This is a genomic window from Amycolatopsis sp. cmx-11-32 (genome assembly GCF_047608695.1).
GTDB lineage: Bacteria > Actinomycetota > Actinomycetes > Mycobacteriales > Pseudonocardiaceae > Amycolatopsis.
Genome location: NZ_JADNQN010000023.1, coordinates 1 through 12,941, shown reverse-complemented (window position 1 = coordinate 12,941; position 12,941 = coordinate 1). Strand labels below are relative to the sequence as shown.

The 12,941-nt window shown below is 67.5% G+C and carries 11 protein-coding genes; 8 read left to right on the top strand and 3 right to left on the bottom strand.

The genetic code is table 11. From position 1 onward, the window contains the following. Positions 1 to 28 precede the first annotated feature (28 nt). The 8 genes from ACM6LR_RS38020 (at position 29) to ACM6LR_RS37985 (ending at position 9,197) form a co-directional block, all read left to right on the top strand. Positions 29 to 1,417 carry a GntP family permease gene (locus tag ACM6LR_RS38020; protein WP_414945517.1) on the top strand — a complete coding sequence of 463 codons (1,389 nt, stop codon included), beginning with the start codon at positions 29 to 31 and terminating at the stop codon, positions 1,415 to 1,417. Positions 1,418 to 1,444: 27 nt separating this feature from the next. Further along, a complete protein-coding gene (locus ACM6LR_RS38015) occupies positions 1,445 to 2,575 on the top strand; it encodes a lactonase family protein (protein ID WP_414945516.1) in 1,131 nt (376 codons plus the stop codon). Positions 2,576 to 2,587: 12 nt separating this feature from the next. Beyond that, positions 2,588 to 3,871: an extracellular solute-binding protein gene (locus tag ACM6LR_RS38010; protein WP_414942573.1), complete on the top strand. Its 1,284-nt coding sequence runs from the start codon at positions 2,588 to 2,590 to the stop codon at positions 3,869 to 3,871. Further along, entirely contained in the window at positions 3,872 to 4,831 is a 960-nt protein-coding gene (locus tag ACM6LR_RS38005; protein ID WP_414942572.1) for a carbohydrate ABC transporter permease, read from the top strand. It begins immediately after the preceding gene. Beyond that, positions 4,822 to 5,688, top strand: a complete 867-nt coding sequence (locus tag ACM6LR_RS38000) for a carbohydrate ABC transporter permease (RefSeq protein ID WP_414942571.1) — start codon at positions 4,822 to 4,824, stop codon at positions 5,686 to 5,688. The genes ACM6LR_RS38005 and ACM6LR_RS38000 overlap by 10 nt, the downstream gene beginning before the upstream one ends. A gap of 1 nt (position 5,689) precedes the next feature. Next, positions 5,690 to 7,096 carry a beta-N-acetylhexosaminidase gene (locus ACM6LR_RS37995; protein WP_414942570.1) on the top strand — a complete coding sequence of 469 codons (1,407 nt, stop codon included), beginning with the start codon at positions 5,690 to 5,692 and terminating at the stop codon, positions 7,094 to 7,096. Positions 7,097 to 7,143: 47 nt separating this feature from the next. Then, positions 7,144 to 7,746: a hypothetical protein gene (locus tag ACM6LR_RS37990; protein WP_414942569.1), complete on the top strand. Its 603-nt coding sequence runs from the start codon at positions 7,144 to 7,146 to the stop codon at positions 7,744 to 7,746. A gap of 197 nt (positions 7,747 to 7,943) precedes the next feature. Then, complete coding sequence (locus ACM6LR_RS37985; RefSeq protein ID WP_414942568.1) at positions 7,944 to 9,197, top strand: choice-of-anchor Q domain-containing protein; 1,254 nt, start codon at positions 7,944 to 7,946, stop codon at positions 9,195 to 9,197. A 256-nt stretch (positions 9,198 to 9,453) separates the two neighbouring features. Here ACM6LR_RS37985 and ACM6LR_RS37980 read toward each other — a convergent pair whose 3' ends face one another. The 3 genes from ACM6LR_RS37980 to ACM6LR_RS37970 form a co-directional block, all read right to left on the bottom strand. Then, positions 9,454 to 10,002, bottom strand: coding sequence for a snapalysin family zinc-dependent metalloprotease (locus ACM6LR_RS37980; RefSeq protein ID WP_414942567.1), 549 nt, complete (start codon positions 10,000 to 10,002; stop codon positions 9,454 to 9,456). 379 nt (positions 10,003 to 10,381) lie between these two features. Further along, positions 10,382 to 11,050: a response regulator gene (locus tag ACM6LR_RS37975; RefSeq protein ID WP_414942566.1), complete on the bottom strand. Its 669-nt coding sequence runs from the start codon at positions 11,048 to 11,050 to the stop codon at positions 10,382 to 10,384. Continuing rightward, entirely contained in the window at positions 11,047 to 12,663 is a 1,617-nt protein-coding gene (locus ACM6LR_RS37970) for an ATP-binding protein (protein ID WP_414942565.1), read from the bottom strand. Before ACM6LR_RS37970 ends, ACM6LR_RS37975 begins: the two co-directional genes overlap by 4 nt. Positions 12,664 to 12,941: the final 278 nt, after the last annotated feature.

The following is a 12,941-nucleotide window of genomic DNA, read 5'->3' as shown; positions in this document are numbered from 1 at the left end:
AGACACTGCGCGACCCCGGGAGTGCCCGATGATCGATTGGCTCCAACATTCGACGGGAGGTCTCCTGACCCTCGCCGCCGTCTCGATCGCGGTTTTGCTGTTCCTCATCATCAAGGTCAAGCTCGAACCCTTCATCGCGTTGATCGTGGTCGGCCTGCTGACCGCGCTGGCCGCGGGCCTGCCGGTCGGCCAGATCGTCGGCTCCGCGCAGAAGGCGTCGGAATCCCTGCTGGAAAAGGGTTTCGGCGGGATTCTCGGGCATATCGCCGCGATCATCGGACTCGGCACCATCCTCGGGTCCATTTTGGAGCGTTCCGGCGGGGCGAAGGTGCTCACCGGCGCACTGCTGCGGGCCATCGGCGAGAAGCGGGCCCCGCTGGCGATGGGCCTCGCCGGGTTCGTGTTCGGTATCCCGGTCTTCTTCGACATCGGCATCTTCGTGCTGGCGCCGCTGGTCTACGTCGCCGCCAAGCAGGGCGGCCGTTCGCTGGTGCTGTACGCGCTGCCCCTGCTCGCCGGTCTTTCCATCACGCACGCGTTCCTCCCGCCGCACCCCGGCCCGGTGGCCGCGGCGGGCCTGCTGCACGTGGAACTCGGCTGGATCATCCTGATGGGCCTGGTCTGCGGTATCCCGGCGTTCCTGATCGGCGGTGTCGCGTACTCGACCTGGATCGGCAAGCGCGTCGACGTTCCGGTCCCCGCGGAATTCCTGGTCGCGGAAGGCGAAGGGGAAAAGGAAGAGAACCCGCCATCGCTCAAGCTGGTGGCGGCGATCATCGCGGTCCCGCTGGTGCTGATCCTCGCCGGGACCTTCGGCAGCATCTGGCTCCCGAAGAACTCCGCTCCGGCCGGTGTCGCCGCGTTCATCGGCACCCCGGCGGTCGCGCTGACGATCTCGGTGCTGCTCGCGTCCTGGCTGCTGGGCCTGCGCCGAGGCTTGACGGGCAAGGATTTGAGTGAGCTTTCGGCGAAGTCGCTCCGCCCGGTCGCGATGATCCTGCTGGTGGTCGGCGCGGGCGCGTTCTTCGGCGCCGTGCTGTCCGCGACGGGGATCGGCAAGGCTGTCGCGGGTTCGCTCGACAACGCCGGTCTCCCGGTCATCCTGGCGGCCTACGTGATCAGTTGCGGAATGCGGATCGCGCAGGGTTCGGCGACCGTCGCGATCGTCACCACCAGCGGCATCGTCGCGCCGACGGTGGCGACGCTTGGCTACTCACAGATCCAGCTCGCGCTGCTGGTCGTCGCGATCTCGGCCGGGTCGATCATCGCCTCCCACGTGAACGACGGTGGCTTCTGGATCATCTCGCGGTACTTCAACATGACGGTGCCGCAGACCCTGAAAACCTGGACCGTCCTGGAAACCGTCCTTTCCGTTTCCGGTTTCGGCGTGGCAGCATTGCTCATGGCAGTGGTTTAAACCACCTGAAAGCTGGGAGAGATCACGATGACCGGACTCGATCGACGCACCTTCCTCGGCGCCGTCGGAGCGGCTGGACTCACCACCGTTCTCGGTTCCCACCTGGCCAATGCTTCCGAACAGCTCTGCGGACCGAAGGGAACCGGGGCCATTTACCTCAGCAGTTACACCAGTTCCGGGCACGGACTCGATGTCGCTCACCGGGACACGACCACGAACGCGCTGGTCGTCGACCGGACGATTCCGGGGGTCAGCAACGCCTCCTGGTTCGACATCAGCGCCGACCGCAAGACGCTGTACGTGACCAACGAGGACGAGAACGGTCAGATCTCCGCACTGAGCCTTGCCGATCCGGCGAAACCCAAACTGCTCAACAAGAAGTCGGCCAAAGGCAAGCACCCGACGCATCTGACCGTCCATTCGAGCCAGAAGTACGTGCTGGCCGCGAACTACAGCAGTGGCAGTGTCGTCGTGCTCCCGATCCTCGCGGGCGGGAAACTCGGCGACGTCGTCGATCTGGCCCAGCACAAGGGCGCCGAGCGGGCCGCGCACGCGCATCAGGTCGTCAACGACCCGACCGGCAAGTGGGTGCTCTCGGTCGACCTCGGCGCGGATTCGGTCTACGTCTACAAGCTCGACACCACGACCGGGAAACTCAAGCTGAATCAGCAGCTGAAGCTCCCGTCGGGCCCCGGGCCCCGGCACCTCGCTTTCCACCCGAACGGCAAGTACGCGTACATCCTCGGTGAGTTGCGAGCCGAGGTGACCGTCGCGGCGTGGAACCCGGCCACCGGGAAACTGTCCGCCGGGCAGGTGGTCCCGGCCGTTCCGGCGGGGACGCCCGGCGCACAGTACCCGGGCGAGATCACCACGTCCAAGGACGGCAGGTTCGTCTACGCGTCGGTGCGCGGTTCCGACACGATCGCTTCGTTCGGTGTCGGCGAGGGCGGGAAGTCCCTGAAGCTGCTGAACAACGCGCCCGTCGGCGGAGTGTACCCGCGCCACATCACGCTCGATCCGACCGAACGCTGGTTCTACGTCTCGAGCGACAAGTCCGGCACACTCAGCTGGCTGCCGCGCGACCCCGCCACCGGTCTTCCGGGGGCGGTCGCCGGGAAACTCGCGCTCGCCCAAGTCAATTCCGTCTTTTTCGCATAAGGAGAAACTCCCATGAGAACTCGCGTCCTCATCGCGGGCCTCGCGGCGGTCGGCCTCGTCGCGGGCTGTGCGCCTGCCCAGAACACCCCCGCCGCGGGCGGCGGTGACGAGAAGACCGGCACGGTCCGGGTCTGGCTGTTCGACGAGGCCAACCGCGCACCGAAGGAAGCCGCGGTCAAGGAGGCGATCGCCGAGTTCAAGGCGGCGCATTCGGGTGTCGAGATCGACGTCCAGTGGATCCCGGTGGAAGGCCGCGCGGACAAGTTCTCCGGCGCCTTCAACGACCCGGCCAGCGCGCCGGACGTCGCCGAGTTCGGCAACACCGACGTCTCCAGCTACGCCGCCACCGGCGCGCTGGCCGACCTGACCGGTGACCTGTCGTCGTGGAAGGAGGGTTCCGACCTCCTTCCCGCCGTGCTGGAAACGGCCAAGTCCGGCGGCAAGACGTACGGCCTGCCGTGGTTCACCGGCATCCGCGCGTTGTACTACCGCACGGACCTCTTCGCCGAACTCGGCCTCAAGCCGCCCGCGACGCTGGCGGAACTGACCGAGACCGCGAGGACGATCCGTGCCAAGAAGCCGGAGCTGTACGGTATCTCCGTCGGTGGCAAGTACACCTACGCGATGCTGCCGTTCCTGTGGGCGCACGGCGGCGAGATCGCCAAGCAGGACGGCGACAAATGGAAGTCCACTATGGACTCCGAGCAGACCAAGGCCGGAGTGGCCGCGTACGCGAACCTGCTGAAGGCGGACATCTGCCCGCCCGAGCAGTGCGCCAACCTCACCGGAACGCAGAGCATCACGGCCTTCGCGGGCGGCAAGGCCGGCATGTCGATCGGTGGTGACTTCAACCGCAAGGCCGTCGAAGCCGGTCAGGTCAAGGGGAAGTACGCGATCATCCCGATCCCTGGCACCGAGGCGGGCAAGATCGCCCCGGCGTTCGCGGGCGGGAACCTGCTCGGCGTGTTCAACGCGACCAAGCGCAAGAGCCTCGCGGTCGAGTTCACCGAACTGCTCGGTGGCGCGAAGTACCAGGAGAAGATGTACATCGCCATGGGCAACCTGCCCACGCTCGGCGGTGTCCAGCAGAAGGTCGCCGCGAGCGACCCGTCCGTCAAGCCGTTCGTCGACACGCTCACCGCGGGCACGAAGTTCGTCCCCGCCACCGCGGCGTGGTCGAAGATCGACGCACAGAACGTGCTGCCGACTGCGATCCAGCAGATCGCGACCGGCGGCAAGGACCCCGCGGCCGCACTGGCCACCGCGTCCGCCGAGATGAACAAGGCGTTCGGCTAAGTGGTCACGAAAGAGATTCCCCGCACCACGGCTCCGGCCGTCCCGGCACGGCGGTCCCCCCGCCGTCGCCGGGACGGGCGGGCGGCCCTGCTCTACCTCGCTCCCGGCGGCATCCTGCTGCTGGCGATGCTGGTCTACCCGATCTACCAGCTCGTCCTGATCTCGTTCTACGACTACGGCCAGCCGCAGGCCGTCGGCAACGCGCCGTTGGTGTTCCTCGGCTTCGGAAACTACGTCGACCTGCTCGAGAACATCCAGTTCTGGGAAGTGCTGGCCAAGACCCTCGGCTTCACGGCGGTCTGTGTCGTCGGCAGTCTCGCGCTCGGGACGGGGCTGGCCGTCCTGGCGACCCGGGTCCGCACCTGGGCACGGGTCCCGCTGTTCCTGGCGGCACTGGCCGCATGGGCGACACCGGCGATGGCGGGCTCGTACGTCTGGCTGTTCCTGTTCGACTCGGACTTCGGCCTGGTGAACGAGGTGCTCTCGGGCCTCGGGCTCACCGGGATGGCGAATCACTCCTGGACCTTCGGCACGTTCAGCACGTTCGGGCTGGTGGCCGCCGAAGTCATCTGGTGCTCGTTCCCGTTCGTCATGGTGACGATGTACGCGGGGCTCAAGGGAGTGCCGGAGGAGGTCGTCGAGGCCGCGTATCTCGACGGCGCGTCGACCTGGCGCACCACGTGGTCGATCACGCTGCCGATGGTGCGGCCGCTGCTGACCATCGCCACGATCCAGTCGATCATCTGGGACTTCAAGATCTTCACCCAGATTTACGTGATGACCAATGGTGGCGGCGTGGCCGGGCGCAACCTCGTGCTCAACGTCTTCGCCTATCAACAGGCCTTCGCCGGACAGGAATACGGTCTCGGCGCGGCACTCGGAGTAGTGATGACCTTGCTGCTGCTGTCCATCACCGGGCTGTACGTCCGGTCGCAACGCCGGAGCGCGGGATGGGTGTGACCGCGGGCCGTCGAGTTCACAAGCCCGGCAGGCTGATCGCCGAGATCATCTGCGTGGTGATCGCCGGGATGGTCGCGTTCCCGGTGTACTGGATGGTGCTTTCGGCGTTCAAACCCACCGGGCAGATCCAGGCGGAGAACCCGCGGCCGTGGACGCTCACGCCGACGCTGGAGCACTTCGAACGGGTGCTCAGCGGCGAGGGATTCGCGCTGTTCTTCCTGAACAGCGTGATCGTCGCCGTCGTGGTGGTGGCGTTGTCGCTGCTGCTTTCGTTCCTTTCGGCGGTCGCGCTGACCCGGTTCAACTTCAAGGGCAAGACCGTCCTGCTCGTGATGGTGCTGGTGGCGCAGATGGTGCCGGTCGAGGCGCTGACCATTCCGCTGTTCTTCCTGATGCGATCGGTCGGCGACGTCGCGCCGGCGTTCGGCACCAACCATCTCGGCTCGCTGATCCTGGTGCACCTGGCGTTCAGCCTGCCGTTCGCGATCTGGATGCTGCGCGGCTTCGTCGCCGCGGTGCCGCAGGAACTGGAAGAGGCGTCGAAGATCGACGGGGCGAGCCGCATGCGGTTCACCTGGCAGATCCTCTTCCCGCTGGTGGCGCCCGGACTGGTGGCGATCAGCGTGCTGGCCTTCATCCACGCCTGGAACGACTTCCTGTTCGCCAAGACGTTCATCATCTCCAACACCGAGAACCAGACGCTCCCGCTGGCGATCCTGGTGTTCTTCAAACCGGAGGACACCGACTGGGGCGCGGTGATGGCGGGCTCGACCCTGATGACCATCCCGGTGCTGGTGTTCTTCATCCTCGTGCAACGACGACTCGTGTCCGTCATGGGCGGCGCGGTGAAGGGCTGACATGCCTGGCTTCGAAACTCTGCTCCCCCGTCCCGTCTCGGTGGAATCGCTGCCGGGAGAGTGTTCAGTACCGTCCGAAGTGGACGTTCGCATCGATGCCGGGCTGCCCGCCGAGGGCTACCGGCTGGAGATCGACCCGTCCGGCGTGACACTGCGCGCGGCCGACGCGGCGGGCGAGCTGTACGGCCGCCAAACGCTCCGGCAGCTCATCGGCCCGGACGCGTTCCGGGCCGCGTCCATCCTCGGTGGAGAGGCCACGATCCCGTGCGGGGTGGTGACCGACCACCCGCGCTTCGGCTGGCGTGGTTGTTTACTCGACGTGGCAAGGCATTTCCGGACCAAGGCCGAGGTGCTGCGGTTCATCGACCTGCTGGCGGCGCACAAGCTCAACGTGCTCAACCTGCACCTGACCGACGACCAGGGCTGGCGGATCGAGATCCCCGAGTTCCCCAGACTGACCGAGGTCGGCGGCTGGCGGAAGTCGTCCATGGTCGGGCGGCACGACGGCCCGGAACGCGACGGACGGCCGCACGGCGGGTTCTACCCGACCGACGACCTGCGCGAGATCGTCGCGTACGCCGCCTCGCGCTCGGTGACCGTGGTCCCGGAAGTCGACATCCCCGGGCACGCGCGGGCCGCGATCGCCGCCTATCCCGAACTCGGGCCGGAGACCGCCGAACCGTGGGAGGTCTGGACGAGTTGGGGTATCAGCACGTCACTGCTGAACACGGAGAAGTCCACTGTGGACTTCTTCAAGGGCGTCTTCGACCACGTGCTGGAGATCTTCCCGTCCGAGGTCATCGCGCTCGGCGGCGACGAGGTACCCGGCGCGACCGGGGAACACGGCCGGTTCGTCCGCGAGATCGCCCGGCATCTGGTCGAACGAGGACGTCGTCCGCTCGGCTGGGACGAGGTGCTCGAAGCGGGCGACCTGCCCCCGATGGTCATCGGCTCGTGGCAGAGCGAGGCGGCCGGAGCGCGTGCCGCCGCGGCCGGGCACGACGTCGTCATGTGCCCCGAGGAGCACGTGTACCTGGATCACCGGCAGTCGGACCACCCCGACGAACCGATCCCCGTCGGCTATCTGCGGACACTGGAGGACATCTACGGCTACGAGCCGGTGCCCGCGGATTTCCCCGCTGACCGGACGATTCTCGGCACCCAGGCGCAGGTGTGGGCGGAGCATTTGGACACCATGCGCCGCGTCGACTACGCCGCCTTCCCGCGGTTGAGCGCTTTCGCCGAGGTGGCGTGGAGCAGCCCGGAAGGCCGGGACTACGCGGAATTCCTGCCGCGCCTGCGGGACCACCACCTGCCGCGGCTGGACGCGTTGGGAGTCGAGTACCGGCCGCTGGACGGGCCTCATCCGTGGCAGACCCGGCCTGGGGTTCCTGGACGGCCGCGCTAGAAGCCCTTATTTGCGCCTGGCGCAGGTAAGGGGGCCATCATGTACTGATGAGTGATCAGTCCGCGCGGTGGGTCGACGCCACCCAGCTCCCTGAAGAACTCGTCGTACTCCTCGACTCCCTCGGCCCCGGCGAGGAAGTGCGCATCATCCGGAACGGCAGGACGATCGGGACGATGACGGGCACGGTTCACGAAGACCGATTCCCAGCGACGGACGCCGAGGACGTCACGGTCGTGGCCACCGCCATGAAGCTGTCGGAGTCGGCGCGGTCCGCGTTGTCCGATCGGCTCGGCCCCGGTTACATCGTGCTGGACCTGCACTCGGCCCCCACCAGCATCGACGTCCTGCTGGTACCACCGGTCAGCCCGCAGTTGATCGCGAACTTCCGGGCGCTGTACCCGAAGGCACGGGTGGTGATCGCGGAAATCGAGGACGCCGAACTCGGAGTGCGTTACGAAGGCCCCGTCCGCCGCCTGCTCGACGCCGGCGCGGAGGTCTATCTCCCGTCCAGCACGATCCCGCGCCTGGCCGAGCAGCTGGACCGCACCATGACCCAGCTGCGCCAGCTCACCGGCGACACGTCGGTTCCCTTGACCATCGAATCGCCGCGGGACCGCGCCTCGACTGAGCACCGGTCGGGCGGCACCTGACGCAAGTAGTCCTCTAGTTGCGGTCGGTGGGCGTGAGTGAGCTTCCCCGCTCAGACCCTCCACTTCACCATCCGGCGCGAGACTCCTACCGGCGGCCAGTCGATCTCCACGTCGCCATGGTCGAGTGAGTTCACGTTGTACGACACCGTCGGCGTCTTTATACGAGCCTTGTGCGGCAGGTGGTTACGGTCCGCGGAATGTCCTGGAAACTGCTTTCCGTGAGCCTGCTCGCCGCAGTCGCGTGCACCGGATTCACGACGGCCGAAGCCGCTTCGAAGACCTACTACGTCGACCAGGTCTCCGGCAGCGACACCGCGAGCGGCACCTCGCAGCAAACCCCGTGGAAATCGCTGTCGAAGGTCTCCGCGACCTCGTTCGCCGCGGGCGACACCGTTCTGCTGCGCCGCGGCTCGGCCTGGCCCGGCGGCCTCACCGTCAAGGGATCAGGCGTCACGATCGGCGCGTACGGCACCGGTGCCCGCCCGATCGTCAAGGGCAACACCGAAGCGTGCGTCGATCTGCCAGGCAACGACAACCGCGTGCAGAACCTGCAAATCGGCGTCGCCGCCGACGCCGGGCGCTGCTCGTGGGCCGGGGTGAAGGTGTCCGGCGACCGCAACAAAGTGCTGTCGAACCTGATCACCGGTGCCGGCGCGGGCGTGTACATCGCGCCGTCTGCCGACCACACCGAGGTCACGCAGAACGACCTCGTCGACAACAACCACATGACCGTCGTGACCCCGGGCGGTGACGACGATTCCGGCGCGTTCGCCGTACTGGTCCAGGGCAACGACTCCGACATCGGCTGGAACCGGATCAGCGGCTCGATCGCGAAGTCCGACGACTTCGGCGGCCTCGACGGCGCCGCGGTCGAAATCTTCTACGGGTCACGCAACGTCATCCACCACAACATCTCCGAAGACAACGAGACCTTCACCGAACTCGGCACGGACGCCGACGATCCCGACGGCGTCTCGACCGGCAACGTCTTCGAGTACAACGCGGTCTTCGGCGTCAAGACTCGCGGCGGGATCATCACGCGCGGAGCCGAGGACGGGAACGGGCCGGTGCTCGGGACGGTGTTCCGCAACAACTCGCTGCGGCTCTCGAACGCCGAGTCGGAGGGTTTCGTCTGCTACGGCGGCTGCACGAACCAGATGCTGAGGATGACGCAGAACGTCGTTCAGGCCGCGTTGAAGGTCGGCTACGCGGACCCGGGCTTCACCGCGACGGACCACAACGTCTACTTCGGCGGGCTGCGGCAGTTCACGGCGGGCGCGACGGACAAGGTCGCCGATCCGAAGTTCACGTCGGCGACGAACCTCGTGTTGAAGGCGGGAAGCCCGGCGATCGACCTCGGCACCACGAGGTACGACGACCGTGACGTCGACGGCAATCCGGTCCACGCCGGTGCCCGGGTCGATGCGGGGGCCTACGAGTTCCAGGGCTAGAACGCCGTGAAGGCCTCCTTTCCTACCTCGAGAGTCAGGGTCTCGGCGACGTCGCGGAGCTGCTGGTCAGCGCTGTGTTGACGAAGCTCCGCGACCGGTGTGCCTCCGCGACGATGAAGGAATGGGGATACTCAACGTCCCCATTCCTTCATCAACAGCCTCATACAGCGACGAAGGGCCGCCTGCTCTGCAAGACCTCAACCTTGCCGGGTCCCTGCGCCTAGCGCAGGAAAGGAGGCCTCCAGGGACTTCAGCGTCAGTTGTAGATGCGCTGGATGGCGCCCGCCGCGACGAGCCCGTTGGCCCACAGCGAGTTCACCCGCGAGACCTCCTGGGCGTTCGGGTTCGCGTTGGTGCAGGACGGGCCGGGGCCGCCGCCGGACATCAGCTCGGAGCACGGGCCCTGGTAGTGGTCCGGCAGGCCGAGCGCGTGGCCGGTCTCGTGCGCGGCGATCCGCGTCTGGTCGTACCGCTGCGCCTGCGTGTAGTCGATGAAGATGGTGCCGCGGCCGTGGCCGTCGGTCTCGGCGTACGAGCCAGAGGGGTCGTTGCCCTCGGTGTAGCGCAGCGTGGCCCCGGAGGAGCTCTCCCGCAGCTTCACGTTGGACACCGAGTTGTTCCAGTTCGCCGCACCCGCCTGGATGGCGGCACGGAAGCTGGGCGCTCCCGAGGCGTCGTAGTAGACCGTGGTCACCGCGGCGGTTTGCTGAGCAGGCTGGACCGCGGCCGCAGCCTGACCCGCGGTGACCGGGACGGCGAGCAGCGCCAAACTCACGGACGCGGAGACGAAGAACTTCCTTGCCATGGAACCACTCCTTGTGCGGACAACGGAATGGTTCGTGAATCTAAGAGCGAAATCCGGGAACGGGCACCAACTTTCGTCGCTTCCGCCAGCTGGTGATTTACCAACACTTTCGCCCTATTGACATTCATGGCTTCGCATACGACCATGTCGCGACCACGGCCGCAACACCAGCTTGCCAGCCGATTCCGCGAGCGCCTCGGCCCGTCCGCGAGGTCGTAAGCCGTCGGTTCGCCCGGCGAACAGACCCCGGCGGCGATGAGGTCGCGGTAGCCGTTGCCTTCGCGACCGGGCCGGATCAGGCCCACTGACCCCGGTCCTCCGCGCGAGTTCGCCGATTTTCACCTGATCCGAGGCAGCCATCGGGCCGCCGAATAGATCGTCATACGGTTTTGGGTTTGTACCAGACCTCAGGGCGGCCGACCTGTCCGTAGCGGGGCTCGCGCTGGGCGAGGCCGTTGTCGGCCAGGTATTCGAGGTAGCGCCGCGCGGTGACCCGTGAGGCGCCGATCGCGGTCGCGGCCGCACCGGCGGACAGGCCGTCCGCGGCCGAGGCGAGGACCTCGGTGATCGCCTTCAGGGTCTGCCCGCTCATCCCCTTCGGCAGCACCTGCCGCTCGGTGGTGCGCAGCGTGCCGAGCGCCCGGTCGATCTCGGCCTGTCCGGTGACCTCGCCCGAAGCGCCGTGGAATTCGGCGTAGCGCTCGAGTTTCTCACGCAAGGAAGCGAAGGTGAACGGTTTCAGCAGGTACTGCACCACGCCGACCGACACGGCGGCCTTGACCAGCGCCAGGTCACGCGCCGAGGTCACCGCGATGACGTCGATCGGGAGCCCTGCCGCCCGCAGCGACCGGCAGACCGCAAGCCCGTGCGTATCCGGCAGGTAGAAGTCCAGCAGCACCAGGTCGACGGGCTCGCGTTCGCAGAACCGCAACGCGTCACCGCCGGAGTGGACGACGCCGGACACGGAGAAGCCGGGCATTCTCTCGACGTACACCCGGTGCGCGTCGGCGGCGACGGGTTCGTCCTCGACGACCAGCACCTTGATCATCGTCTCGACTCCTTCGGCGGCGTCGTCAGCGGCAAGCGCACGGTGAACACCGCGCCCTCGTCGCGGCCGACGTCGATGGTCCCACTGTGCCGCCGAACAGCCTGACCCACCAGTGCCAAGCCGAGCCCGTGGCCGTCCTCGGGTTTGGTGGACCAGCCGCGCCGGAAGACGTCCTCGACGTCGTCCACGCCGGGGCCGGTGTCGGCGACCCGCAGCAGCAACCCGTCGGCGTCGGACCGTACGGTGACCTCGACCCCGGGCCGTCCGCCGTCTCCGGCGGTGCCCGCCGCCGCGTCGATCCCGTTGTCGATCAGGTTGCCGAGGATGGTCACCAGGTCCCGCGGCGGCACGCCGGTGTCCGAGTCCTCCATGACCGTGTCGGGCGTGATCGTGAAGTCGACGCCGCGTTCGCTCGCCTCCGCCGCCTTGCCCAGCAGCAGCGCCGCGAGCACGGGCTCGGCGACCGCGCCGACCACCCGGTCGGTGAGTTCCTGTGCCAGCGCGAGTTCCTCGGTCGCGAACTCGACGGCCTGTTCTGGGCGCCCGATCTCGACCAGCGAAACGACGGTGTGGAGCCGATTCGCCGCCTCGTGCGCCTGCGATCGCAGCGCCTCGGCCAGTCCGCGCACGGTGGTCAGTTCACCGGTCAGCGCCTGGAGTTCCGTGTGGTCGCGCAGGATCACGACGGTGCCCATCGCCTCGCCGCGCGACCGCACGGGTGCGGTGCTGACCACGAGCACCCTGGCTTCGGTGAGGTGGAGTTCGTCGGTGCGCTCCTCCCCCGAGGTGAACGATTCGACGAGGTCTTCGGGAATGTCCAAGGCGGACAGTTCCAGGCCGACGGGGTCACCGTCGACGCCGAGCAGTGCGCGGGCGCCGTCGTTGCACAGCACCACCCGCCCGTCGCCACCGACGAGCAGCAGTCCCTCGCGCATCGAACGCAGGACGGCTTCGTGGTACTCGAACAGGTTGCTGAGTTCCTCGGGCGCGATCCCCCTGGTCTGCCGCCGGAGCCGGGCGCTGACCAGATAACTGCCGATCCCGCCGACCACCAGCACCGCCGCCGCGACACCGATCAGCGGCCACAGGCGTTCGCGGAGTTCGGCGTCGATCGCCTCGACGGTGATGCCGACCGAGACCAGCGCGACGACCTGTCCTCCGGTGCCGAGCACCGGGACCACGACGCGTTCGGACGGGCCGAGCGAACCGGCGTAGGTCTCGAGGACCTTGCCGCCACGTTGCGCCTCGCCGATGTTCCCGATGAACGGCTGCCCGATCAGCTCCGGATTCGGGTGGGTGTAGCGGATCCCGTTCGTGTCCATGATGGTCACGAAATCCACTTCCGTGTCCGCGCGGACACTCTGCGCGAACGGCTGCAGTGTCCGGCTGGGCTCCGATGTGGACAGTGCGGCGAGCACGCCGGGTGCGTCCGCCACCGCTTCGGCCACCGCGGTCACCTTGTCCCGCGCCCGGTCTTCGGTGGCCCTGACGGAATCGAGATAGGCGAAGGCCACGCCTGCCGCGACGAGCACGAAAAGCACCACGAGCTGGAGAATCAGCAGCTGGCGGGCGAGAGAACCACGCCTGGTCCGAATCCGCGTCGTCGAGGGCACGGACCCATACCAGCACACCGGCACACCGGCCGCTCGGTCCGCCCGGCCGGAATTCCCCGGAAACCACTCGCGCGAACTCAATGAACACAACCGTGACCCAGCTCACCAGGCCGGGTGATAGTGACCGGCGATCCCGGACACCCCCTGAGCTGGAGGCAAAGGTGCCTACACCGCCCGATGCGGCGCCGCGTCGCCGAGACAAGATGCATTACCTGTACCTGGCTGTGATCGCGGCGGTGGTCCTCGGCGTCATCGTCGGGTTCGCCGCGCCGGGTCTC

Coding starts and splice junctions, on each gene's coding strand:
- ACM6LR_RS38015 (WP_414945516.1), top strand. CDS start 1,445: ATGACCGGACTCGATCGACGCACCTTCCTCGGCGCCGTCGGAGCGGCT.
- ACM6LR_RS38010 (WP_414942573.1), top strand. CDS start 2,588: ATGAGAACTCGCGTCCTCATCGCGGGCCTCGCGGCGGTCGGCCTCGTC.
- ACM6LR_RS37995 (WP_414942570.1), top strand. CDS start 5,690: ATGCCTGGCTTCGAAACTCTGCTCCCCCGTCCCGTCTCGGTGGAATCG.
- ACM6LR_RS38020 (WP_414945517.1), top strand. CDS start 29: ATGATCGATTGGCTCCAACATTCGACGGGAGGTCTCCTGACCCTCGCC.
- ACM6LR_RS38000 (WP_414942571.1), top strand. CDS start 4,822: ATGGGTGTGACCGCGGGCCGTCGAGTTCACAAGCCCGGCAGGCTGATC.
- ACM6LR_RS37975 (WP_414942566.1), bottom strand. CDS start 11,050: ATGATCAAGGTGCTGGTCGTCGAGGACGAACCCGTCGCCGCCGACGCG.
- ACM6LR_RS37985 (WP_414942568.1), top strand. CDS start 7,944: ATGTCCTGGAAACTGCTTTCCGTGAGCCTGCTCGCCGCAGTCGCGTGC.
- ACM6LR_RS37980 (WP_414942567.1), bottom strand. CDS start 10,002: ATGGCAAGGAAGTTCTTCGTCTCCGCGTCCGTGAGTTTGGCGCTGCTC.
- ACM6LR_RS37990 (WP_414942569.1), top strand. CDS start 7,144: ATGAGTGATCAGTCCGCGCGGTGGGTCGACGCCACCCAGCTCCCTGAA.